Here is a 22,238-nt window from a genome sequence, read left to right as displayed (position 1 = left end):
CCGTCGGACCAGAAGCAGGACGTACCCTGGCCGAATGGCCACCCGCACGTGGGCTCCGCCCGGAGGCGGCCCGTACGACCTGGGACGCACCCTGTGCGTCCTGGCACGCGGCCCCGGCGACCCCGCCTACCGGGTGGCCCCGGACGGCTCGATCTGGCGCGCGAGCCGCACCCCTCAGGGCCCCGGCACGCTCCGGCTGACCCGGACGGACACGGTCCACGCCGAGGCCTGGGGCCCGGGAGCCGACTGGCTCCTGGACAACCTCCCCGCCCTCCTGGGGGCGGACGACGACCCCGCGGCCTTCACGCCCCGCCACCGCCTGGTCCACGAGTCCCACCGCCGGAACCCCGGCCTCAGGCTGGCCCGCACGGGCCTGGTCCTGGAGTCGCTGATCCCGTCGATCCTCGAACAGAAGGTCACGAGCGACGAGGCCTACCGTTCCTGGCGCCAGCTGCTCCAACGCCACGGCGACCCGGCACCGGGCCCGGACCCGGACCTGAGGGTGATGCCGGACCCGCGCACCTGGGCCCTGATCCCGTCCTGGGAGTGGCACAAGGCGGGCGTGGACGGCAAACGATCGGCGACGATCGTCCGAGCGGCCCGCGCGGCGGCCCGCCTCGAGGAGGCGGCGTCAATGGACGAGCCGCAGGCGGCGGCCCGCCTCCGGGCGATCCCCGGCATCGGCCCCTGGACGGCGGCGGAGACGCTGCAGCGCACCAACGGCGCGGCCGACGCGGTGACGGTGGGCGACCTCCACCTGCCGAGGATCGTCGGCTACGCCCTGACGGGGTTCCGCGGGGCGGACGACGAGGCGATGCTCGAACTCCTCACGCCGTACGAGGGCCAGCGGCACCGGGCATGCCGGCTGATCCTCCTGAGCGGGGCGACCCTGCCGCGCCGGGCACCGCGCTTCTCGGTGCGGGATTTCAGGGGGATGTAGCAGGGTGCCCGGCGCGGGCTCGGGGCATGGTGGCGCTACCGCACCACCATGAACGCCGAGGCGTCCCGAGGCGCCCGCTCCCGCGGCGCCTCCGCCGCCCGCCCCACGGCGACGGCTCCCATCGGATCCCACCCCTCCGGCAGCTCCAGAGCCTCCCGCACCACGTCCCGGCAGAACATCGTCGACGACACCCACGCCGACCCCAGCCGCTCACTGGCCAGCGTGACCAGGAAGTTCTGCACGGCGGCCCCCGCCGCCACCACGAACATCTCCCGCTCCGCCGCCGACCGCCGCGCGTCCGGATAGCTGTGCGACCCGTCCATCACCAGGCACGGCACCACCAGGTAGGGCGCCTTCCGCAGCACGTCCCCCCGCCGCACCCGCCGCGCGATGCGCTCCTCCGAGAGCCCGTCCGCCCGCAGATCCGCGACCCACGCGTCGCGCATGGCGTCCAGCAGCCGCGTCCGCGACGACTCGGACTCCAGCAGCACGAACCGCCAGGGCGTCGTGTGATGCGGAGCCGGCGCGGTGGCGGCAGCGGCGACGGCCCGCCGCACGGCGCCCGGGTCCACGGGATCGTCCGTGAACTCCCGCACGGTCCGCCGCAGCGAAACCGCTTCGCGCACGGCCTCGGAGGTCCCGAGCCGGAACATGTCGTCCGGTCCGCCCCGGACGAGCCACCGAGCACCGTCGGCATCGGCATCGCCATTGCCATTGCCGTCGCCGGCGTCCTGGCCACCGACAACCACCCGGGCCAGCCCCCGCACCACGGCGACGGGCAGCCCCCCGGCCTTGCCCTTCACCAGGTCCCCGGCGGCGGCCAGCTCGTCGGCGGTGGCGACCACGGTGGCGACCAGCGGATTCCCGTACGCGTCCACGCCCCCGCGCAGATCGTCGGCGACCCGCACCCCGGCCGCGCCGATGGCGAAGTCCGTCACCCCCTTGCGCCACGGCCGCCCGGCCGTATCGGTGACGATCACGCCGACGTCCACGCGCAGCGCGTCCCGCAGCCCGTCCCGGATCCGGCGGGCGGAGGCGTCGGGGTCCTCGGGCAGCAGCAGCACCGTGCCCGCCTCTGTGTTGGAGGCGTCGACTCCGGCGGCGGCCATGACCAGTCCCAGCCGGTTCTCGACGATGCGCAGCGACCCGCGCCGGGCCACCAGCCGCACCGTCTCCGCGTCGATCGCGGCCTCGCGGTCCTCGGCCGCCAGGATCCGTCCCTCCGCCTTGCTGACGATCTTCGAGGTGACGACGAGGACGTCACCGTCGGCGAGCCCCGGCTGCCCCTCGCTCGTCGCGGCAGCAGCGATGATCTTGACGAGGTCGTCCCCGGGACGCACCTCGGGAATTCCCGGCACGGCCCACACGCGGTACCCGGAACCGAGCTCCGTGCTCACTGCCGCACCTCCTCGGCCAGCGCCAGCGCCTCGCGCGCCATCGCGGCCGTCGCCTCGACGTCGCTCATCATCAGGGGCACGGCCCGGCACCGGATGCCCGCGGCCTCGACGTCGGCCACGGCGGCGGAGTCCACCGAGTCGACCAGCCAGCCGTCCAGCAGGTCCGACCCGTAGTGCCGGGCGACCGCTGCGGCCGTCGACTCGACCCCGACGGCCTCGAGCACCTTGTCGGCCATGCCCCGCACCGGCGCTCCGCCGACGATGGGGGAGAGCCCGACGACGGGCGCGGCGGAGTCGGCGACGGCCGTGCGCACACCGGGCACGCCCAGGATCGTGCCGACGCTGACGACGGGGTTGGACGGCGGGAGGAGGATGACGTCCGCCGCGGCGATCGCCTCGAGCACCCCCGGTGCCGGCTTGGCCTGCTCGGCCCCCACCGGAATGATCGCGTGAGCGGGCACCGAGGCCCGCATCCGCACCCAGTACTCCTGGAAGTGGACGGCCTTCCTGGCCCCCGCCCCTTCCGCGCCCTCCGGGTCGTCGATCAGAACGTGCGTCTCGACCCGGTCGTCGCTCATCGGCAGCAGCCGCACTCCGGGCTGCCACCGCGCGCACAGCGCCTCGGTGACGGCGCTGAGCGGATACCCGGCGCCGAGCATCTGCGTCCGCACGATGTGCGTGGCGAAGTCACGGTCGCCGAGCCCGAACCATTCGGGTCCGACGCCGTACGCGGCGAGCTCCTCCTTCACGGAGAAGGACTCGTCCGCGCGCCCCCACCCCTGTTCCTCGTGGATGCCACCGCCGAGCGTGTACATCACGGTGTCGAGGTCGGGGCAGACCTTGAGCCCGAACAGATGGATGTCGTCGCCGGTGTTCCCGATGACGGTGATCTCGGCGTCGGGGACTGCTGACTTGAGGCCACGAAGGAAGCGGGCGCCCCCGATCCCGCCGGCCAGAACCACAATGCGCTGCATGACCGCAGTCTGTCACCAGAGCATCACGGCTCTGAAGAAGGGCGGGCGCTAGAGCGCCGCGGCAGCGTGCGCACCGCAGTGCACGCCCTGCACGCCCTCCGCCCGGTGCATCGGCATCTCCGTGAGCCCCGGGTAATAGACGTGCAGGCTCACCGCCGGCTCGAGCGAGTCGTTGACGACCTCGTGGGCGTACCCGGGCGCGAAGACCCGCTGCGCGCCCGCGCCCAGCACGCGGTGCGTGCCCCCGGAGCGCTCCGACAGTTCTCCCCGCAGCACGGTCATCACCCCGGAGGAGGGGCCGTGGTCGTGCGGCCCGCTGCCCTGGCCGGGCACCCAGCTCAGCAGCCAGACCTCGTAGCCGGGGCCGGTGCGCAGCCGGTGGTACCAGCGGCTGAGGGCGTCGTACCGCACGAGCGGGGCCCAGGAGGCGGTGTCGGCGGCGATGGCGCGGGCGAGGCCGGCGAACTCGGCGACGGTGGCGGGGTGGGCGGCGGGCGGCGGCATCAGGTGCGGGAGGGCGAGCGGGTCGCCGGCGATCTGGACGTCGCTGTTCATGTGTGGGTTTCCTCGACGGATGTGCGGGGGCGGCGGCACGGGCCGGATGATCGGACGATCAGGCCGCGCAAGGAAGGAAGGGGGAGGCGGGAACCAAGCAGCAAGGAGAGCCGACCGGAGCCGGAAAACGATCCGGGAAGGGCTCGGGAAAAGATCAGCTGGAGCGAAAGCGGTTCGGCATCAACAGCTGGAACAGCGACAGCGCGCGTGCACAGCACAGCGGGACCCGTAAGCGCGGGTCAGGCTGAGGTTCCCCAGGGCAGAGGCCAGGGGGACAGAGGTCGCTGGCATGCGAACAAGGAGACCGGGTCGACCGCCCGCCTGTCAACCGGATGTCCGTTTTGGTGCCTATCTTTCACTCATCCGGTTACTGAGTCGGGCCGAAGGTTTGTGTCGCGGAGTGTGCGGACAGTGGGGCGGCGGGTGGAGCCGTTAAACATCGTTCCGGCTCCTTTGTCGGCTCCTTCGCCGGCCCCTTCCTCGGACCCCCGAATATGGGGACGGTGGGGTGTTTGTGATGGCTGAGGGAAGTGTCCACTCTTGTGATGATTTGGCAACTTTCCGCTCAGCCTTGGTTCCGCAGAGTGAATAAGGGGCCCAATAGCAGATCCCGGCTTGACTGGCCCGGATCGGCGCACTTGTAATTTCACTCGTGTCGTTCTGCCGCAACTGACCCGCGGCAGCACACGGGGACGCAATCAGACGAGGGGCGCACATGACCGAGCTGTTCCAGCAACTGCTGGTCGAGGAGGCGGACGAGGAGCTCGGCTGGCAGGAGCGCGCGTTGTGCGCTCAGACCGACCCCGAGTCCTTCTTCCCCGAAAAGGGCGGATCCACGCGTGAGGCGAAGAAGGTCTGCCTCGCCTGTGAAGTCCGTTCGGAATGCCTTGAATATGCCCTGGCCAACGACGAACGCTTCGGTATCTGGGGCGGCTTGTCCGAACGCGAGCGCCGCCGCCTCAAGAAGGCCGCGGTCTGAGGCCGGGCGCCACGACCTGACGTCATTGATCTGACGAGATGTCTTGTTCACGGCAGGCCAAGGGGACTGAGGGGCTGTCCGCTCCACCCTCCACCACCGCACGCTTCATATCGCACGGTCCGTCTCTCGCACCCGCAAGCGAGAGGCGGACCGCTGTTCTTCCCGGCCGCCGGTCGCCGGTCAATGGCCACCGGTCGCCGGCCCGTCGCTGCGACCGCCGGGTGAGCCTCCGTCAAGGTGAGTCCCCGTCAGGGTGAGACCCCGTCCGGAACGCGCCGGGCGCCCTCCGGGGCCCGGTACCCTCCCAGGGCCGCGACGCCTCCGACGGCCGACGGGCCGGCGTTCGCCCGAGGCCCGACGCCCCCGCCGGGCGGTCGGCCTCCGCGGGGCGGTCGCGCGTCACCGCAGTCCTCACCGCAGTCTCCACCGAACAGACTCACCGAACCGGGGCCCGCACCTGCCATGTTCGACCCCACCATTCCCCCGGCGTTCCCCCGGCACGTCGTCACCGCCGTGCTCGTCGCCCACGACGGCGCCCGCTGGCTCCCCGACGCCCTCTCCGGGCTGCTCGGCCAGGAACGGCCGGTGCAGTACGCGGTCGCGGCCGACACCGGCAGCGCCGACGACTCCCGCCGCCTGCTCGCCGACGCCCTCGGCGCCGACCACGTCCTGCACCTCGCCCGCCGCTCCGGCTTCGGCACCGCGGTCGAGGAGGCCGTCCGCACGGCCCCCGTGCACACCGCCGACGACCTGCCCTACCTCAAGCGCTCCAGCGGCTGGGATCCCGTCAGCCGCGGCTGGACCGAGGACGGCGACGACGGCGACCGCGCCGACCTCGAACCCGTCCAGTGGCTGTGGCTGCTCCACGACGACTGCGCACCCGAGCCCGCGGCCCTGCACGAACTCCTGCGGGTGGCCGAGGCCGAGCCGGACGCTGCCGTCATCGGACCCAAGATCCGCAGCTGGTACGACCGCAGACAGCTGCTCGAGGCCGGCGTCTCCATCGCCCGCAGCGGCCGCCGCTGGACCGGGCTCGAACGCCGCGAACAGGACCAGGGACAGCACGACCAGGTGCGGCCCGTGCTGTCGGTCTCCACCGCCGGCATGCTCATCCGCCGCGACGTCTACCGCGAGCTCGGCGGCTTCGACCCGCGCTTGCCGCTCATGCGCGACGACGTCGACCTGTGCTGGCGCGCCCACGCCGACGGCCACCGCGTGCTCGTCGCACCCGACGCCGTGCTGCGCCACGCCGAGGCCGCCGCCCGCGAGCGCCGCCCCGTCGACTGCGTCGGCCGCAGCAGGGTCAACCCGCACCGCGTCGACAAGTCCGGCTCCGTCTACACCCTGCTCGCCAACACCCACGGCCCGCTGCTGCCGTACGTCCTGCTCCGGCTCGTGCTCGGCACGCTGCTGCGCACGCTCGGCTACCTCGTCGGCAAGGCGCCGGGGCAGGCGCTCGACGAAGTCGCGGGGCTCGCCGCCGTCCTCCTGCGCCCCGGGCGCCTGCGCGCGGCCCGTGCGCGGCGCGCCGAGCCGAAGGCCGCGCCGCACGCCCTGCGCCCGCTCTTCCCGCCGCCCGGTGCGACCGTCCGTGCCACCGTCGAACAGCTGGTGAGCGACTTCGGCGGCAGGACGGACGACGTGCCCGCGTACTCCGGGCGCCACGGTGCCGTCGAATCCGGCCCCGGCGGCGACGACGCCGACTACCTCGAGGTCGAGCAGTTCGCCCGGCTCCGGCGCATCGCCCGCAAACCCGCGCCCGTTCTCTTCGCCCTTCTCCTGCTCGTCTCCGCCGTCGCCTGCCGCGGCCTGTTCGGCGGCGGCACGCTCTCCGGCGGCGCCCTGCTGCCGGCGCCCGGCGACGCGTCCGCCCTGTGGGCCGCCTACACCGGCGACTGGCATCCGGCGGGCGTGGGCACCACGGGGGGCGCGCCGCCCTACCTGGCGATCCTGGCCGCCCTGGCGACGCTCTTCCTGGGCTCCACCGGCTTCGCCCTCACCCTCCTCCTGGTCTGCTCGGTACCGCTCGCCGGGCTCAGCGCCTACGTCGCCTCCCGCCCGCTGACCGGCTCCCGGCTGCTGCGGGCCTGGGGGAGCGTGACCTACGCCCTCCTGCCCGCCGTCACGGGTGCGCTGGCCACAGGCAGGCTGGGCACGGCCGTCCTGGCCGTGCTGCTGCCCCTGATGGCCCGCGCGGCCGTCACGGCCTGGGGGCGGCGCGCCGCCACGGCCCCGACGTCCGCCACGCGCGCGTGCTGGACGTACGCGCTGCTGCTCACCGTCACCACCGCCTTCACCCCCGTGGTGTGGCCCCTGGCCCTCGCGTCGGGGCTCGCGGTCGTGCTGCGGCGGGTGGCCGATGGCGGGGGCGCGCCGGCCGCCCGGCACGGGCTGCGGGTGCTGGCGGTGACCACCGGCACGCCCCTGCTCGTCCTCGCGCCCTGGTCGCTGCGGCTGCTTGCCCACCCCGGCCGTTTCCTGGACGAGGCGGGCGCGCCGGGGTACGGGCACGGCACGCACGCGCCCCTGCGGCTGCTGACGGGCGATCCCGGCGGGCCGGGGACCTTCGGTGCCCTGCTGTTGACGGGCCTCCTGCTCGCCGCGCTCGCCGCACTGCTGCGCGAGGACCGGCGCCGGGACGTGCGCACCGCCTGGGCCGTGGCCCTGGCCGGGCTGCTGTGCGCGGCCCTGTCCAATGGTTGGTGCTGGGCGGGGCCCGCCACCCTCGTCCATGGCCTGGCCCTGATCGCGGCGGCCGTCGTCGGTGCCGAGGGCGCCCGCGACCGGGTGGCCGCGCACGGCTTCGGCTGGCGGCAGCCGCTGGCGGGCCTGATCGCCCTCGCCGCCGGGGCGGCCCCGCTGCTCGCCGCCGTCCTGTGGACGGCGAAGGGCGCGGCCGGGCCGCTGGAGCGGCGCGAGGCGGTGCAGGTGCCGGCGTTCGTCGCGGAGGAGGCGGGCACCCGCGACCAGGCCCGCACTCTGGTGCTGGCCGCCGGAGGCGGCCGCGTCACCTACGCGCTCGTACGCGGCTCCGGTGCCCGGCTGGGCGACGCCGAGGCGGTGGCGGCCGCCGGGCGCGACCACCGGCTCGACGCGACGGTCGCCCACCTCGTGGCGGGCTCCGGCGCCGACCAGGCGGCCCGTCTGGCGGGCTACGCCGTCGGCTATGTGCTGGTGCGCGACCATGCCTCTGCCGGTGCGTCCGGCGGAGGCCAGGAGACGACGGCCCGCGTCCTGGACGCCACCCCCGGGCTGACCCGGCTCAGTCGGCAGGAACACGGCGCGCTGTGGCGGGTGGACCGGCAGGTCGCCCGCGTCGCGATCGTCACCGGCACCCGGCCGGAGGCCCCCGGCACGCGCGCGGAGGGCGCGGAACAGCAGCCCGCCCCGGTGCCCGTCGCCGCCGGGCCCGTCGAGGCGCGCACCGCGATCCCCGCGGGCGCGCGCGGCAGGGTGCTGCGGATCGCGGACCGGGCCGCCCCCGGCTGGCGGGCGACGCTCGACGGCCGGGCGCTCGAGCCCGTCACGGTCGACGGCTGGGCGCAGGGCTTCCGGCTGCCCGCCGAGGGTGGTCGGCTGACCCTCGTCCACGAGCCGTCGGGCGCCCGCACGGCGTGGCTGTGGGCGCAAGGACTGCTGGCGGCGGTCCTCGTCGTGCTCGCACTGCCTGGCCGCCGCCGCGCGGCCGACGACGACCTGCCGGAGGCGGCGGCAGTGGCCGTGCCGGCACAGCCCGCGCCGGGAGAGGGCCGCCGGGCCCGCCGGCTGCGGGCAGCCGCGGAGGCTGCGGCCGGGAGGACGGCCGTGCTCGCGGGCGCGGCCGGCAGCACGAGTACGGCCGCCGGCCCGGATCAGCACGTTCCGGCCCCCTCGGCCGATCCGTACGCGGCCGCGCCCGAGCAGCCGTACCCGGGATGGGATCCGGCGCAGGCGGGCTACGGGCAGCCGCGGCCGTACCCGGAGGGCGGTTACGGCACCCAGGCGGCCCACGACGGCGCGTACCCGGGCGAGGGCGGGTACCCCGACCCGTACGCGGCCGGGGCCTACGACCCGTACGGCTACGGCCAGGCGCAGCCCTACGAGCAGGGGCAGTCCGACACGACGTACGGCGCGGGCGACGGGCACGGCCGTGACGGGAGCGAGCAGCGGTGAAGAGCACCACTCTGTCCTTGTTCGCGGTCACGGCGTCGCTGGCCGTCGTCACGGGTGTGGCCGCGCTCAACCCGCCGCCTCCGGAGCGCGGCACGACGGCCGGCGGTACGAGCGCCGCGCGTCTGCCCGTGCAACGCTCCACGCTGCTGTGCCCGGCAGCGGCGCCCTCCGGCGCGGGGGAGACGACGTACACCGCCTTCACGCCGCCGCACGAGGGCGCCGGGCCGCCCGCGCACCCGGCGCGGCTGCTGCCGGCGGCGGGCCATGGTCCGGTGGCGGGCGACAGGAGCGACAAGGGCGACAAGGGCGGCAAGACGACGCAGGCTGCCAAGGGCGAGCGGGACGCGGGCAAGCCGGTCCTCTCCCTCGTGGAGCCCGGCAGACCCGTCACCGTCACCACGGACCGCCCCGACGCCCCCGCCCTCCTCGGCACCGCCGACGGCGCCCTCGCCCCCGGCTGGACCGCCCAGCTGACCACGGTGGTCGGCGCGGGGGACGGGCGCGGGCTGTACGGCGTCGCCTGCACCGCGCCGGACACCTCGTTCTGGTTCCCGGGCGCGAGCACCGCCAAGAGCCGACAGGACTACGTCCACCTGACGAACCCCGACGGCTCGGCGGCCGTCGTCGACCTCGAGCTGTACGGCGTGGACGGCAGGATCGGCACCCCCGCGGGGGAAGGCGTCGGCGTCCCGCCCCGGTCGACCGTTCAGGTGCTCCTGCCGACCCTGACGGACGCCCCCCAGGACAACCTCACCCTCCATGTGGCGGCGCGTTCCGGCCGGGTGGGTGCGGCGCTGCGGGCGGCCGAGGAAAAGCTGGGCGGCGACTGGCTGCCGCCGTCCGCCGACGCCGCGGCGGGCGTGGTGCTGCCGGGCATTCCGGCCGATGCCACCTCCGTGCGGCTGGTGGTGTTCGCGCCGGGCCCGCGGGACGCCGACGTCATGGTGAGGCTCGCGGGCCCCGGCGGTTCGATCAGCCCGGCGGGCCATGAGTCGCTGCACATCAGGAGCGGCACGACGGCGGTCGAGGAGCTGGGGGACGTCACCAGGGGCGAGGCGGGATCACTGCTGCTGACCGCCGAGCACGGCAGCGCTCCGTTCGTGGCCGCCCTGCGGGTCACGCGTGGCAAGGGCGAGGCCCGGGAGACGGCGTTCGCCGCGGCCACGCGCGCGATCGACGAGCGCGGCACCGTCGCCGACAACCGCGCCCAGGGCGGCACGCTGGCGCTGACCGCGCCCGGCCGGGCCGCCCGGGTGCGGGTGACGGCGTCGGCGGGCAGCGGGGGCGGCACACCGGTCACCCGGACCTACGAGGTGGGGGCCGGCAGCACGCTGGCGGTCGAGCCGCCGCGGCCGGCCGGCGGCAGGGGTGTGTACGCGCTGACGGTGGAGAAGGTCTCAGGCGGACCGGTGTACGCCGCCCGCGTGCTGGCGCTGCCGAAGGACGGTGTTCCGCTGTTCACGCTCCAGCCGGTTTCCGACGACCGCTCGACGGTGGCGGTGCCGGAGGCCGAGCAGGACCTGTCGATGCTGAACGACTGAGGGCCGCTGGCTGACGGCCCGCCACCGCTGATGAGGCGGTGCCGGTCAGTCCTGTCCGTAGCGCGGGTCCACCGACTCGGGTGCGAGCCCCAGGAGTTCGGCGACCTGTTCGACCACGACCTCGTGAACGAGCAGCGCGCGCTCGTCACGCGTTTTGGTACGGATTTCCACCGGACGGCGGTAGACGACGATCCGGTCGGGGTCGTCCCCGTGCGCGGCGACGTACCGGCCGAGCGGTACCGTCTCGCCGTCGAGGAGGTCCAGCGTGCTCCCGGTGGCGCCGGCGGCGCCGACCGGCACCTCGAGCACCACGAACTCCACCGCCGACAGCTGCGGCCAGCGCCTTTCCAGCCGTTCCGCGGAGTCCTGCACGAGGTCGACGAACGCCTCGGCCCGGCTGACCGACAGGGGGACCTGAGGGGGCGCGATGGGCCCGCGCATGCCGCGTCCGTGGCGGTCGCGGTGGCGCGGTCGCGGTCCGGTCGGTCGGGGAGGTACGGGGCTGTCCATCACTCCCGAGGGTATCCGCCGGGCGGTCGTACGCACGCGGTAGCCGCCCATCTCATGGCATGTCGCCCGATGAGCGTTCCGGTCATCTATGCGATCGATTAAAGCCACCTCCGGGATCGGCGGCCGCATGCCGAATGACACTATGTGTGCTTGGTGGTGACAGATTTCTCGGTCACCGGTGGCTCGTGCCCCGCCCCTCCGGTAGGTCAACCAGGCGGTTCGGCAACGGCGTCCACCGGACGAACCGGGACGACACGGAGGAGTGAGCCGGGGGTGAGTCGTCGCGGCCCGCTCAAGAGTGCGGTACCGTCCAACCTCGTGAGCCCTGTACGTCGCTGTTCGCGCACCGCGTGCGGCCGCCCGGCCGTCGCGACGCTGACGTACGTCTACGCCGATTCGACCGCCGTCCTCGGCCCGCTCGCCACCTATGCCGAACCCCACTGCTACGACCTGTGCGCCGAGCACTCCGAGCGGCTGACCGCGCCCCGCGGCTGGGACGTCGTCCGTCTCGCCGTCGACAGCGGCCCCACCCGTCCCAGCGGTGACGACCTCGAGGCGCTCGCCAACGCCGTGCGCGAGGCGGCCCGTCCCCAGGAGCGGCCCACCGCGCCCGCCCCCACGCCCGGCGCCGTCGGGCCCACCGGGCGGGGCGCCGACCCGATGGAGGTCGCCCGCCGAGGCCACCTCAGGGTCCTGAGGTCCCCCGACTCCTGACGAGCCGTACGGCCGGGCACCCGCCGGCGCGGTCCGGATTGTCGGTCCCGGCAGGTAGGTTTGTTGTCCCGAACCGGACTCCAGGAGGGGTTGGCTGTGGCTGAGCTGTCGCAGATCGTGAAGGCGTACGACGTGCGCGGCGTCGTGCCCGACCAGTGGGACGAGTCACTGGCCGAGCTGTTCGGCGCTGCCTTCGCCCAGGTCACGGCCGCGAGCGCCATCGTCGTCGGCCACGACATGCGCCCCTCCTCGCCCGGTTTGTCCCGGGCCTTCGCGCGCGGCGCCGCGGCGCGCGGCGTGGACGTCACCGAGATCGGCCTCTGCTCGACCGACGAGCTCTACTTCGCCAGCGGTCAACTCGGCCTGCCCGGCGCCATGTTCACCGCCTCGCACAACCCCGCCCAGTACAACGGCATCAAGATGTGCCGCGCCGGTGCGGCCCCCGTCGGCCAGGACACCGGGCTCGCCGAGATCCGCACGCTCGTGGAGGGCTGGTCCGAGGGCGGCGCTGCCCCCGAGGCCGTCGCCACCCCCGGGAAGATCACCCAGCGCGACGTCCTCGCCGACTACGCCGCGCACCTGCGCTCCCTGGTCGACCTCGGCACGATCCGCCCCCTGAAGGTCGTCGTCGACGCCGGCAACGGCATGGGCGGCCACACCGTCCCCACCGTCCTCGACGGGCTGCCGGTCGACCTGGTCCCCATGTACTTCGAGCTGGACGGCACCTTCCCCAACCACGAGGCCAACCCCCTCGACCCCAAGAACATCGTCGACCTCCAGGCCAAGGTCCGTGAGACGGGCGCGGACATCGGCCTCGCCTTCGACGGCGACGCCGACCGCTGCTTCGTCGTCGACGAGCGCGGCGAGCCCGTCCCGCCGTCCGCGATCACCGCCCTGGTCGCCGCCCGCGAGCTGGCCAAGCACCCCGGCGGCACGATCATCCACAACCTGATCACCTCGTGGTCGGTGCCCGAGGTCGTCGCGGAGCACGGCGGCGAGGCCGTCCGCACGCGCGTGGGGCACTCCTTCATCAAGCAGGAGATGGCCCGCACCGGCGCGATCTTCGGCGGCGAGCACTCGGCCCACTACTACTTCCGCGACTTCTGGAACGCCGACACCGGCATGCTGGCGGCCCTGCACGTGCTGGCGGCCCTCGGCGGCCAGCCGGGCCCGCTGTCCGAGCTCGTCCGCCAGTACGACCGCTACGCCGCCTCCGGCGAGATCAACTCCACGGTCGCCGACCAGGCCGGCCGCGCCGCCGCCGTCAAGGCCGCCTACCAGGGCCTGGAGGGCGCCACGCTCGACGAGCTCGACGGCCTGACGGTCACCACCGCCGACTGGTGGTTCAACCTCCGCGCCTCCAACACCGAGCCCCTGCTCCGCCTGAACGTGGAGGCACGCGACGAGGCGACCGTGGCGCGGGTGCGGGACGAGGTCCTGGCGATCGTGCGGGCCTGACCGGGGCCGCCCGACGCCCCCGGACGGCACCCGGCCGACATCCGGACGGCACCTGGGCCACATCCGGACGGCACCCGGGCGGCACCGGGCGGGAAACCACCCCCCACCGGCCCGCACGTCCGACCCCGGACCGGCCGGGCCGGTGGCTTACGCTGACCCCAAAGACCCGCATCCCCGAAGGGAACCCCCTCATGCCGCTCGAAGCCGGCCTCCTGGAGATCCTCGCCTGCCCCGCGTGCCACGCCCCGCTCCGCGAGGAGACCGCCGACGAGGAGAACCCCGAGCTGGTGTGCGAGGGCGAGAGCTGCGGCCTGGCCTACCCCATCCGCGACGGCATCCCCGTCCTGCTCGTGGACGAGGCCCGCCGCCCCGCCTGAGGCGACCGGCCCGACCGGCACGCCGCCGGCGGGCACCCCGTACAGCACGGCGACCGGAGGCTGATCAACGTTGTTCGACGAGTCACTCCTCGATAACCCCGACGGCCTCTCCCGCGCCGACCTCCACGGCCTGCTCCGGGGCGCCGCCGAATCCGGCGCCCGGGTCCGCACGGCCGCCCGCAACGCCGCCGAGGCGGGCGTGGGCGGTCTGCGCCCGGACGGTCGCCCGCGCACCGTCCTGGTCGCCGGCCCCGGCCCCGCGGCCGGCTCCACCGCCGACCTGCTCGCCGCGTTCGCCGGGGACAGCTGCCCCGTCACGCTGATCCGGCCGGCCGGCGTGGCCCCCGCCCCGGGAGCCCTGCGCTGGGCGCTCCCCGGCTGGACGGGCCCGCTCGACCTCCTCCTCGTCGCCAGCCCCGACGGCACCGAGCCGGGCCTGGCCCTCCTCCTCGAGCAGGCCTCCCGGCGCGGCAGCTCCGTCGTCACCGTCGCCCCCGCCGGCTCCCCGCTCGCCGAGGCCACCGTGCAGGCCCGCGGACTCGCGATCCCGCTGACCACCACCCCGTACGAGGCCGCCATGGCCGACCGCGGGAACGGCGGCAGCGGCGGGATCCTGGGCGACACCTCCGACAGCGTGCTGCCCACCGGGCCCGGCACCCTGTGGTCCCTGCTCACCCCGCTGCTCGCGCTCGGCGACCGCATCGGCCTGCTCGGCGCCCCGCCCGCCGCCCTCGAATCGCTCGCCGACCGCCTCGACCAGATCGCCGAGCGCTGCGGCCCCGCCATCGCCACGTACAGCAACCCGGCCAAGACCCTGGCGGCCGAGCTGGCCGACACCCTCCCGCTGATCTGGACCGAGGGCGAGCTCGCCGCCGCGGCCGGCCGCCGCTTCGCCAGGGTCCTCGCCGCCCTCGCCGGCCGCCCGGCGCTCGCCGGAGAGCTCCCCGAAGCGCTCACCGCGCACGGCACCCTGCTCGCCGGGGCCTTCGCCGCTGGCGCCGACCCCGAGGACTTCTTCCGCGACCGGGTGGAGGAACCCGAGGCCCTGCACGCCCGCGTCGTCCTGCTCCGCGAGCGGGAACCGGCCGTCACCTCGCCCATCCCCGCCGCCCGCGAGCTGGCCCTGCACCGCGACACCCCCATCAGCGAGCTCGAGGCGACCGAGGGCAACAGCCCCCTGGAGACCGCCGCCGAACTCCTGGCCATCACGGATTTCGCCGCCGTGTACCTGGCGCTCGCCTCCACCCCGTAGAACAGAACACGTCCCGCGCAGACCACGTCCCACAGAACACGTCCCCCAGGAACGCCCATGGACCGCCTCGTCAACACCGTGCGCCCCTACGCCTGGGGCTCCACCACCGCGATCCCCGAGCTGCTCGGCACCCCGCCCACCGGCGAACCCCAGGCCGAGCTGTGGATGGGCGCCCACCCCGGGGCCCCCTCCCTCGTCGACCGCGGCACCGGACCGGTCGCGCTCGGCGACGTGATCGCCGCCGACCCCGAGGGCGAGCTCGGCCCCGCGGCAGCGCGACGCTTCGGCCCCCGGCTGCCGTTCCTCCTCAAACTGCTCGCCGCCGCCGACCCCCTCTCCCTGCAGGTCCACCCCGACCTCGAGCAGGCACGGGCCGGCTTCGCCGACGAGGAGGCGCGCCACGTCCCGCTGGACGCCGCGCACCGCAACTACAAGGACGCCGACCACAAGCCCGAGCTGATCTGCGCCCTGACCCCTTTCGAGGGACTGTGCGGCTTCCGCGCCCCCGACGCCACCGCCGAGCTGCTCGCCGCCCTCGACGTCGACTCCCTCAAGCCCTACGCCGACCTCCTGCACGCCCACCCCGAGGACGCCGCGCTGCGCGAGATGCTCACCGCCGTGCTGAGCGCCGAGCGCGACGCCATGGCCGAGACGGTGCAGCGGGCCGCGCACGCCGCCGAGCGCCTGGCCACCGGCACCGGACCGCACCGGGCCGCCTACGCCGCCTACGCCTCCATCGCCCGTCACTACCCCGGCGACCCCGGCGTCATCGCCGCCATGCTCCTCAACCATGTCCGCCTGCAGCCCGGCGAAGCCCTCTACCTGGGCGCCGGCGTCCCGCACGCCTACCTCGAGGGCCTGGGCGTCGAAATCATGGCCAACTCCGACAACGTGCTGCGCTGCGGCCTGACCCCCAAGCACGTCGACGTCCCCGAACTGCTGCGGATCGTCCGCTTCGAGGCCACCGAACCGCGCGTCCTGCGCCCGGAGGCGGACCCCGACGGCGCGGAGGTGTACGAGACGCCGGTCGAGGAGTTCCGCCTGTCCCGCTACGCGCTCGCCCCCGGCTCCGGCCCCCACCGGCTCGACGCCGGTACGCCGCAGATCCTGCTGTGCGTAGCCGGTTCGGCCCGCCTGCGCGGCGCGGACGGCACCGAACTGGCCCTGGCCCGCGGCGAGTCCGCCTATGTACAGGCGGGGGAGCCGGTGACGGCGGACGGCGAGGGTTCCCTCTTCCGGGCCGTGGTGCCCGCGCCACAGTGACCTCCTGACGCGCATTCCGTCCCGGCTGCTGCGACAATGACCCGCCGTAACCAGTAAAGGGACTGTAAAGGCAACCGCAGCAGCGGAGTCGCGGAAGGGATATCCCGTTACATATGAGTGCAACAGGCGGAACCAAGGCCATCGTCGCCGCGCTGGGCGCCAACCTGGCCATCGCGGCGGCGAAGTTCGTCGCCTTCGCGTTCAGCGGCTCGTCGTCGATGCTCGCCGAGGGCGTGCACTCGGTCGCCGACTCCGGCAATCAGGCGCTGCTGCTGCTCGGCGGCAAGAAGGCCCAGCGGAAGGCGACCGAGGAGCACCCGTTCGGCTACGGCCGCGAGCGCTACATCTACGGCTTCCTCGTCTCCATCGTGCTGTTCACCATCGGCGGCGTCTTCGCCCTCTACGAGGGCTACGAGAAGATCAAGCACCCGCACGAGCTCGACAACTGGTACTGGCCGGTCGGCGTGCTCGTCTTCGCGATCATCGCCGAGTCGTTCTCCTTCCGCACGGCCGTCAAGGAGTCGAACGAGCTCCGCGGCAAGCAGTCGTGGGGCTCCTTCATCCGCACGGCCAAGGCGCCCGAACTGCCCGTCGTCCTGCTGGAGGACCTGGGCGCGCTCGTCGGCCTCGTCCTCGCGCTCGGCGGCGTCGGCCTGACGATCATCACCGGTGACGGCATCTGGGACGGCATCGGCACGATGTGCATCGGCGCCCTCCTCGTCCTGATCGCGCTGGTGCTGGCCGCCGAGACCAAGTCGCTGCTGCTCGGCGAGGCCGCGGGACCGGAGGAGGTCGCCAAGATCCGCGCCGCTGCCGTCGACGGTGAGACGGTCGTCGGCGTCATCCACATGCGCACCCTCCACCTGGGCCCCGAGGAGCTCCTCGTCGCCGCGAAGATCGCGGTGCGCCACAGCGACACCGCCGCCCAGGTGGCCCGCGCGATCGACGAGGCCGAGACCCGCATCCGCGCGGCGGTCCCGATCGCCCGGGTGATCTACCTGGAGCCGGACGTCTACAGCGAGAGCGCGGCCGCGGCGGGCGCGGACCCGGCGGCGACGCCGGGCGGCCCCGCACCCACTGCACACTGACACCCAGTGAGAACGGCCGGCCGGACCGGGGAGGGCGGGCAGCCCGTCGCCTCGGTCCGGCCGGTTTGCTTTTGACGCGGCGCTTCCCTCAGCCCACCTCCGCCAGCACCCGCAGGATCGCCGTCGTGTCCGGCGCCTCCAGCAACCGCTCCCGGAAGTCCGCGTCCAGCAGCTTGCGCGCCAGCAGCGCCAGCAGGCGCAGATGCTCGTCGCCCGCCGCCGCCTCCGGCACCGCGATCATGAACACGAGCCGGGCCGGCGTCCCGTCCAGCGCCCCCCACTCGATGCCCTCGGCCGAGCGGGCGAAGCCGACCAGCGGCTCGGAGACCGCGTCCGTCTTCGCGTGCGGGATCGCGATTCCCTCGCCCAGACCCGTCGTCCCCATCACCTCCCGGGCGAGGTTGGCGCGCACCAGGCCCTCGATGTCCGTCACCTTGCCGGTGGCCGCGAGGAGTTCGGCCATCTCCCGGATCGCCGCTTCCTTGTGGTCCGCCGCGAGGTCCTGGCGCACCGTCCGCTCGGTGAGGCAGCCGGAGAGCACGACGGGCGGAGCCCCCGCCGCGGCCACGGTCGCCGCAGCCACGGTCGCCCCGGGAACGCCCTGTGCCACTGGGGCCCGCACCCCGGCCGCCCGTCCCCCCGCTGCGGCACGCGGAACGGGCAGCGGCGAACGGGCGCCGGGGGCGCCCAGCGTCATCAGCGTGACGGTCGTCAGCGCGGTCACGGCCATGCCGATGGCGATGGCGACGAAGAACATCGGCACACCGGCGACCGCCCCCAGCACCGCCACGATCGGACCGCCGTGCGGCACGCTGTCCTTGACTGCGGCGAGCCCCGCGATGGCACCGGCCACCGCACCGCCCGCCATGTTCGCCGGGATGACGCGCGCCGGCCGCGCGGCGGCGAACGGGATCGCGCCCTCCGTGATGCCGAAGAAGCCCATGAACAGCGCGGCCAGGCCCGTCTCCCGCTCCTGATCGACGAACAGCCCGCGCCGCAGCACCGTCGCCAGCCCCTGTCCCAGCGGCGGCACCGGAATGGCCGCCGCGCACATGCCCATGACCTCGGGGTTCCTCGAGACCAGCCCCGCGCCGAAGAGAAACGCCGTCTTGTTGACCGGCCCGCCCATGTCGAAGGCGATCATGAGGCCCAGCACCACCCCCAGCAGAGCGGCGCTGGTCCCGGTCAGCCCGCCCAGCCAGGAGGTGAGGTGCTCGAAGACCCATGAGATCGGGCGGCCGAGCACATGGATGAAGAAGAGCCCGACGGCCGCCGTCGACAGGACCGGGATCACGATGATTGGCATGATCGGCCGGACGAATGCCGGAACCCGGACTCTCTTGATCCACAGGACCGCGTACCCGGCCAGGAAGCCCGTCACGATCGCGCCGATGAAGCCCGCGCCCGACTCGGAGTCGTAGAGCGCGCCGGTGTTGGCGATCCAGCCGCCGATCATCCCGGGCACGAGGGCGGGGCGGTCGGCGATGGCGTAGGCGATGTATCCGGACAGCACCGGGATCATCAGCTTGAAGCCGATGTCGCCGATGTCGAAGACGTGCTTCCAGAAGGACCCTTCGGGAATCACCAGTCCGCCGTCCGGCTGCGGATGCCCGCCCAGCGCCAGCGACACCGCGATGAGCAGGCCGCCGACGACGACGAACGGGATCATGTAGGAGACCCCGTTCATCAACGACCCGTAGACGACACCGCGCCCACCGCCGGCTCCGGCACCGAGCCCGGTTCGCCGGCCTTCGTCGGGACCGCCTCCCCGGGCGCCGCCCACCGGCTCGTACACCGGGGCGTCCCGCACCCGCTCGATCAACTGCTCGGCGTGGTGGATCCCCTCGGCGACTCCCACCACCAGCACGCGCTTGCCGGCGAACCGGGCCCGGTCGACGTCCTTGTCGGCGGCGATGATGACGCCGTCCGCCCGCCGGACGTCCTCGTCGGACAGCACGTTCTCGGCCCCGATCGAGCCCTGCGTCTCCACCTTGATGTCATGGCCGAGCGCTTCCGCGGCCTGGACCAGCTTCTCCGCCGCCATATAGGTGTGGGCGATGCCGGTGGGGCAGGCGGTCACGGCGATCAGTCCGAGCCGCTGTCCACTGGCCGCCGGGCGCGCCGGGGGATCGGCTGAAGGCGTCACGCGGTCCTCCTCACCACTCGGCCGGCATCGATCCTCCTCCGCATCCTGCAACAGGAGCGGGCCCGGAGGGCAGGAGCGACGGGGCCGAACGGGGGCCGAGGGGGCTGGGGTTCGCCACACCCCCCGGTGTAGATTCGTGGCAGAGCCAGACGTCGCTGCTGATGGCGGTCGGGCGGCCCGCGCGACGGGCCGACCGAGGGAGAGAGGGCCTCCGACGGACTGAGCTGCGGCCAGGGGATCAGTGTGGAACCAACCGTGCCCACGCTGGGCTGACCGCGTGCACAGCCGTACCCACTCCAGCTCGCCCTAGAGGAGCAGCCCGTATGACTCTCACTACCGGCCAGGACTTCAAGGTCGCGGACCTGTCGCTGGCGGCCTTCGGTCGTAAGGAGATCACCCTCGCCGAGCACGAGATGCCCGGCCTGATGGCGATCCGCAAGGAGTACGCGGAGGCCCAGCCGCTGGCCGGCGCCCGCATCACCGGCTCGCTGCACATGACCGTGCAGACGGCCGTCCTCATCGAGACCCTGGTGGCGCTGGGCGCCCAGGTGCGCTGGGCGTCCTGCAACATCTTCTCCACCCAGGACCACGCAGCCGCGGCCATCGCGGTGGGCCCCGACGGCACCCCCGAGAACCCGCAGGGCGTGCCCGTTTTCGCCTGGAAGGGCGAGACGCTGGAGGAGTACTGGTGGTGCACGGAGCAGGCCCTGACCTGGCCCGGCACCGCCACCGGCGGCCCCAACATGATCCTGGACGACGGCGGTGACGCCACCCTCCTGGTGCACAAGGGCGTCGAGTTCGAGAAGGCGGGCGCCGCCCCGGACCCGGCGACGGCCGACAGCGAGGAGTACGCCCAGATCCTCACGCTCCTCAACCGCACCCTCGGCGAGAACCCGCAGAAGTGGACGCAGCTGGCGTCGGAGATCCGCGGCGTCACCGAGGAGACCACGACCGGCGTCCACCGTCTGTACGAGATGCAGCGCGACGGCACGCTGCTCTTCCCGGCGATCAACGTCAATGACGCGGTCACCAAGTCGAAGTTCGACAACAAATACGGCTGCCGCCACTCCCTCATCGACGGCATCAACCGCGCCACCGACGTCCTGATCGGCGGAAAGGTCGCGGTCGTCTGCGGCTACGGCGACGTCGGCAAGGGCTGCGCGGAGTCGCTGCGCGGCCAGGGCGCGCGGGTGATCATCACCGAGATCGACCCGATCAACGCCCTGCAGGCGGCGATGGACGGCTACCAGGTCACCACCCTGGACGAGGTCGTCGAGATCGCCGACATCTTCGTCACCACGACGGGCAACAAGGACATCATCATGGCCACCGACATGGCCAAGATGAAGCACCAGGCCATCGTCGGGAACATCGGCCACTTCGACAACGAGATCGACATGGCCGGCCTGGCCAGGATCCCGGGCATCGTCAAGGACGAGGTCAAGCCCCAGGTGCACACCTGGACCTTCCCCGACGGCAAGGTCCTGATCGTGCTGTCCGAGGGCCGCCTGCTCAACCTCGGCAACGCCACCGGCCACCCGTCCTTCGTGATGTCGAACTCGTTCGCGGACCAGACGCTGGCCCAGATCGAGCTCTTCACCAAGCCCGAGTCGTACCCGACCGACGTCTACGTCCTGCCCAAGCACCTGGACGAGAAGGTCGCCCGTCTCCACCTCGATGCCCTCGGCGTCAAGCTCACGGTGCTCCGCCCGGAGCAGGCGGCGTACATCGGTGTCCCGGTGGAGGGCCCGTACAAGCCCGACCACTACCGCTACTGACCGCGCCGCTGCCGACACCCCCGGCAGCCGCCTCGGTAACCGCTTCAGTACCTGGTAGAACAGGCCCCCGCCCCCATGGCGGGGGCCTGTCCCGTTCGTGTCAAGGACCCCACCATGCCTCGCGGCCGCTACTCGCTCCACGACCCCCACGATCACTCCCCCCTCGGCAACGAGCACTTCCACTGCGCCACCGGCCCCTCCGGCTGGCGCTACGTCTCGCAGCTGACCGGCCCCTCCGGCACCCCCGCCGGCTCGGTCGACCTCGCCATCGACGGCCTCGGCCGCCCCATCCGCCTCCAGCTCCAGCGCGCGGACTGGCAGGTGCGCGGCGCCGCACTCGACGGCGTCACCTGGGTCCGCACCGACCCGACCGGCGAGCACGCGACGGAGGGCAACGTCCGAGCCCACACCTTCACCGGCGCTTCCCCCGCCTTCTACGTGGCCATCAGCCGTCTCCTCCGCCTGTCCCCCGGGGACGAGCCGGTCCGGATCCGCCTCGTCTCCTTCACCGCGCCCGTCCTCGCCCCCCGCACGCTGGACCAGTCCTGGGCCTTGGTCGCCAGGACAGCACACGCCACTGACAACGGCCCGCTGGAAGTGGACGAGTACCAGGTCAGCGAGCTGGACACGGGGGAGCAGTACGCCGTCCACCTCGCGGGCGACGTGGTGCTGTCGGCTCCCGGGGTGGAGCTCGAGGACCTGGAGAGCCCGCCGTCGTCCTTCGGGGCCCGCTGAACCTGGTACTGTTCTCTTCGCCCCACAGAAACCGTTGACACGGGTTCCGCGGGGAGGTAGATTCGAACGGTTGCGACGAGGTGGACCCAGTCCACTGCAACGGTTAGGATCTGACCAGCTTCGGTCAGTGAGCACATCACAAAAACGAAGCGCCTCGACTCCCTTCAGGATTCGGAAAGCCGATGTGATCGGCCGGAAAGAATTCTGATAAAGTCGAAACGCCCCGCCAACAGGGGGCCGGAAACGGAATTCGGACCGACTGCTTCATTAAGAAGCGGGAGGGACCGGAAAACGGATCTGGTAAGGTTGGAAACAACGAAGGGAAGCGCCCGGAGGAAAGCCCGAGAGGGTGAGTACAAAGGAAGCGTCCGTTCCTTGA

General features: G+C 73.5%; 17 protein-coding genes. 12 read left to right on the top strand and 5 right to left on the bottom strand.

Annotated elements, in window-relative coordinates:
• The first annotated feature begins 34 nt into the window (after nucleotides 1–34).
• Complete coding sequence (locus ACIG36_RS16700) at nucleotides 35–940, top strand: DNA-3-methyladenine glycosylase family protein (protein WP_399927701.1); 906 nt, start codon at nucleotides 35–37, stop codon at nucleotides 938–940.
• A 35-nt stretch (nucleotides 941–975) separates the two neighbouring features.
• Here ACIG36_RS16700 and ACIG36_RS16695 read toward each other — a convergent pair whose 3' ends face one another.
• The 3 genes from ACIG36_RS16695 to ACIG36_RS16685 are packed head-to-tail and all read right to left on the bottom strand — an operon-like array spanning nucleotide 976 to nucleotide 3,866.
• The gene (locus ACIG36_RS16695; RefSeq protein ID WP_399927698.1) at nucleotides 976–2,337 is read right to left on the bottom strand and encodes a coenzyme F420-0:L-glutamate ligase; all 1,362 of its coding nucleotides are present in this window, start codon (nucleotides 2,335–2,337) and stop codon (nucleotides 976–978) included.
• Nucleotides 2,334–3,311 (bottom strand): 2-phospho-L-lactate transferase, encoded by a 978-nt coding sequence (gene cofD, locus ACIG36_RS16690; protein WP_399927696.1) that lies wholly within the window; start codon nucleotides 3,309–3,311, stop codon nucleotides 2,334–2,336. The genes ACIG36_RS16695 and cofD overlap by 4 nt, the downstream gene beginning before the upstream one ends.
• 48 nt (nucleotides 3,312–3,359) lie before the next feature.
• Nucleotides 3,360–3,866, bottom strand: coding sequence for a cysteine dioxygenase (locus ACIG36_RS16685; RefSeq protein WP_399927693.1), 507 nt, complete (start codon nucleotides 3,864–3,866; stop codon nucleotides 3,360–3,362).
• Between the two features lie 715 nt (nucleotides 3,867–4,581).
• Between ACIG36_RS16685 and ACIG36_RS16680 the strand changes: the two genes are divergently transcribed.
• The 3 genes from ACIG36_RS16680 (at nucleotide 4,582) to ACIG36_RS16670 (ending at nucleotide 10,538) form a co-directional block, all read left to right on the top strand.
• Nucleotides 4,582–4,845: a WhiB family transcriptional regulator gene (locus ACIG36_RS16680; protein WP_004952403.1), complete on the top strand. Its 264-nt coding sequence runs from the start codon at nucleotides 4,582–4,584 to the stop codon at nucleotides 4,843–4,845.
• A 462-nt stretch (nucleotides 4,846–5,307) separates the two neighbouring features.
• On the top strand, nucleotides 5,308–8,997 hold the full coding sequence (locus ACIG36_RS16675) for a glycosyltransferase (RefSeq protein WP_399927690.1): 3,690 nt from the start codon (nucleotides 5,308–5,310) through the stop codon (nucleotides 8,995–8,997).
• Nucleotides 8,994–10,538: a DUF5719 family protein gene (locus ACIG36_RS16670; protein ID WP_399927687.1), complete on the top strand. Its 1,545-nt coding sequence runs from the start codon at nucleotides 8,994–8,996 to the stop codon at nucleotides 10,536–10,538. Before ACIG36_RS16675 ends, ACIG36_RS16670 begins: the two co-directional genes overlap by 4 nt.
• Before the next feature lie 45 nt (nucleotides 10,539–10,583).
• Here the strand turns inward: ACIG36_RS16670 and ACIG36_RS16665 are convergent, their stop codons facing one another.
• Nucleotides 10,584–11,048 (bottom strand): metallopeptidase family protein, encoded by a 465-nt coding sequence (locus tag ACIG36_RS16665; RefSeq protein WP_399927685.1) that lies wholly within the window; start codon nucleotides 11,046–11,048, stop codon nucleotides 10,584–10,586.
• Nucleotides 11,049–11,321: 273 nt separating this feature from the next.
• Between ACIG36_RS16665 and ACIG36_RS16660 the strand changes: the two genes are divergently transcribed.
• The 6 genes from ACIG36_RS16660 to ACIG36_RS16635 all read left to right on the top strand — a co-directional run bounded on the left by ACIG36_RS16660 (nucleotide 11,322) and on the right by ACIG36_RS16635 (nucleotide 17,200).
• A complete protein-coding gene (locus tag ACIG36_RS16660) occupies nucleotides 11,322–11,762 on the top strand; it encodes a DUF3499 domain-containing protein (RefSeq protein ID WP_399927683.1) in 441 nt (146 codons plus the stop codon).
• A gap of 96 nt (nucleotides 11,763–11,858) precedes the next feature.
• The gene (locus tag ACIG36_RS16655; RefSeq protein ID WP_399927680.1) at nucleotides 11,859–13,220 is read left to right on the top strand and encodes a phosphomannomutase/phosphoglucomutase; all 1,362 of its coding nucleotides are present in this window, start codon (nucleotides 11,859–11,861) and stop codon (nucleotides 13,218–13,220) included.
• 191 nt (nucleotides 13,221–13,411) lie between these two features.
• Nucleotides 13,412–13,597 carry a Trm112 family protein gene (locus ACIG36_RS16650; RefSeq protein WP_399927677.1) on the top strand — a complete coding sequence of 62 codons (186 nt, stop codon included), beginning with the start codon at nucleotides 13,412–13,414 and terminating at the stop codon, nucleotides 13,595–13,597.
• Between the two features lie 70 nt (nucleotides 13,598–13,667).
• The gene (locus ACIG36_RS16645; RefSeq protein ID WP_399927674.1) at nucleotides 13,668–14,849 is read left to right on the top strand and encodes an SIS domain-containing protein; all 1,182 of its coding nucleotides are present in this window, start codon (nucleotides 13,668–13,670) and stop codon (nucleotides 14,847–14,849) included.
• A gap of 57 nt (nucleotides 14,850–14,906) precedes the next feature.
• A complete protein-coding gene (manA, locus tag ACIG36_RS16640; RefSeq protein ID WP_399927672.1) occupies nucleotides 14,907–16,112 on the top strand; it encodes a mannose-6-phosphate isomerase, class I in 1,206 nt (401 codons plus the stop codon).
• Between the two features lie 113 nt (nucleotides 16,113–16,225).
• On the top strand, nucleotides 16,226–17,200 hold the full coding sequence (locus ACIG36_RS16635; RefSeq protein ID WP_399927669.1) for a cation diffusion facilitator family transporter: 975 nt from the start codon (nucleotides 16,226–16,228) through the stop codon (nucleotides 17,198–17,200).
• An 88-nt stretch (nucleotides 17,201–17,288) separates the two neighbouring features.
• Here ACIG36_RS16635 and ACIG36_RS16630 read toward each other — a convergent pair whose 3' ends face one another.
• Nucleotides 17,289–19,346, bottom strand: a complete 2,058-nt coding sequence (locus ACIG36_RS16630; RefSeq protein WP_399927667.1) for a fructose-specific PTS transporter subunit EIIC — start codon at nucleotides 19,344–19,346, stop codon at nucleotides 17,289–17,291.
• Between the two features lie 323 nt (nucleotides 19,347–19,669).
• Here ACIG36_RS16630 and ahcY point away from each other — a divergent pair, with 323 nt between their 5' ends.
• Both ahcY and ACIG36_RS16620 read left to right on the top strand, forming a co-directional pair.
• Nucleotides 19,670–21,124: an adenosylhomocysteinase gene (gene ahcY / locus ACIG36_RS16625; protein ID WP_399927665.1), complete on the top strand. Its 1,455-nt coding sequence runs from the start codon at nucleotides 19,670–19,672 to the stop codon at nucleotides 21,122–21,124.
• 114 nt (nucleotides 21,125–21,238) lie between these two features.
• Nucleotides 21,239–21,859, top strand: coding sequence for a hypothetical protein (locus ACIG36_RS16620; RefSeq protein WP_399927662.1), 621 nt, complete (start codon nucleotides 21,239–21,241; stop codon nucleotides 21,857–21,859).
• Nucleotides 21,860–22,238: the final 379 nt, after the last annotated feature.

The organism is Streptomyces sp. NPDC053048 (assembly GCF_044547045.1).
In the GTDB taxonomy this organism is placed as follows: domain Bacteria; phylum Actinomycetota; class Actinomycetes; order Streptomycetales; family Streptomycetaceae; genus Streptomyces.
This window is presented reverse-complemented; position numbering and strand designations above follow the sequence as displayed.

What these genes read in the sequence shown, in the direction of transcription:
- ACIG36_RS16700 (WP_399927701.1), top strand. Translation starts at nt 35, where the DNA reads ATGGCCACCCGCACGTGGGCTCCGCCCGGAGGCGGCCCGTACGACCTG.
- cofD (WP_399927696.1), bottom strand. Translation starts at nt 3,311, where the DNA reads ATGCAGCGCATTGTGGTTCTGGCCGGCGGGATCGGGGGCGCCCGCTTC.
- ACIG36_RS16685 (WP_399927693.1), bottom strand. Translation starts at nt 3,866, where the DNA reads ATGAACAGCGACGTCCAGATCGCCGGCGACCCGCTCGCCCTCCCGCAC.
- ACIG36_RS16680 (WP_004952403.1), top strand. Translation starts at nt 4,582, where the DNA reads ATGACCGAGCTGTTCCAGCAACTGCTGGTCGAGGAGGCGGACGAGGAG.
- ACIG36_RS16675 (WP_399927690.1), top strand. Translation starts at nt 5,308, where the DNA reads ATGTTCGACCCCACCATTCCCCCGGCGTTCCCCCGGCACGTCGTCACC.
- ACIG36_RS16665 (WP_399927685.1), bottom strand. Translation starts at nt 11,048, where the DNA reads ATGGACAGCCCCGTACCTCCCCGACCGACCGGACCGCGACCGCGCCAC.
- ACIG36_RS16650 (WP_399927677.1), top strand. Translation starts at nt 13,412, where the DNA reads ATGCCGCTCGAAGCCGGCCTCCTGGAGATCCTCGCCTGCCCCGCGTGC.
- manA (WP_399927672.1), top strand. Translation starts at nt 14,907, where the DNA reads ATGGACCGCCTCGTCAACACCGTGCGCCCCTACGCCTGGGGCTCCACC.
- ACIG36_RS16635 (WP_399927669.1), top strand. Translation starts at nt 16,226, where the DNA reads ATGAGTGCAACAGGCGGAACCAAGGCCATCGTCGCCGCGCTGGGCGCC.
- ahcY (WP_399927665.1), top strand. Translation starts at nt 19,670, where the DNA reads ATGACTCTCACTACCGGCCAGGACTTCAAGGTCGCGGACCTGTCGCTG.
- ACIG36_RS16620 (WP_399927662.1), top strand. Translation starts at nt 21,239, where the DNA reads ATGCCTCGCGGCCGCTACTCGCTCCACGACCCCCACGATCACTCCCCC.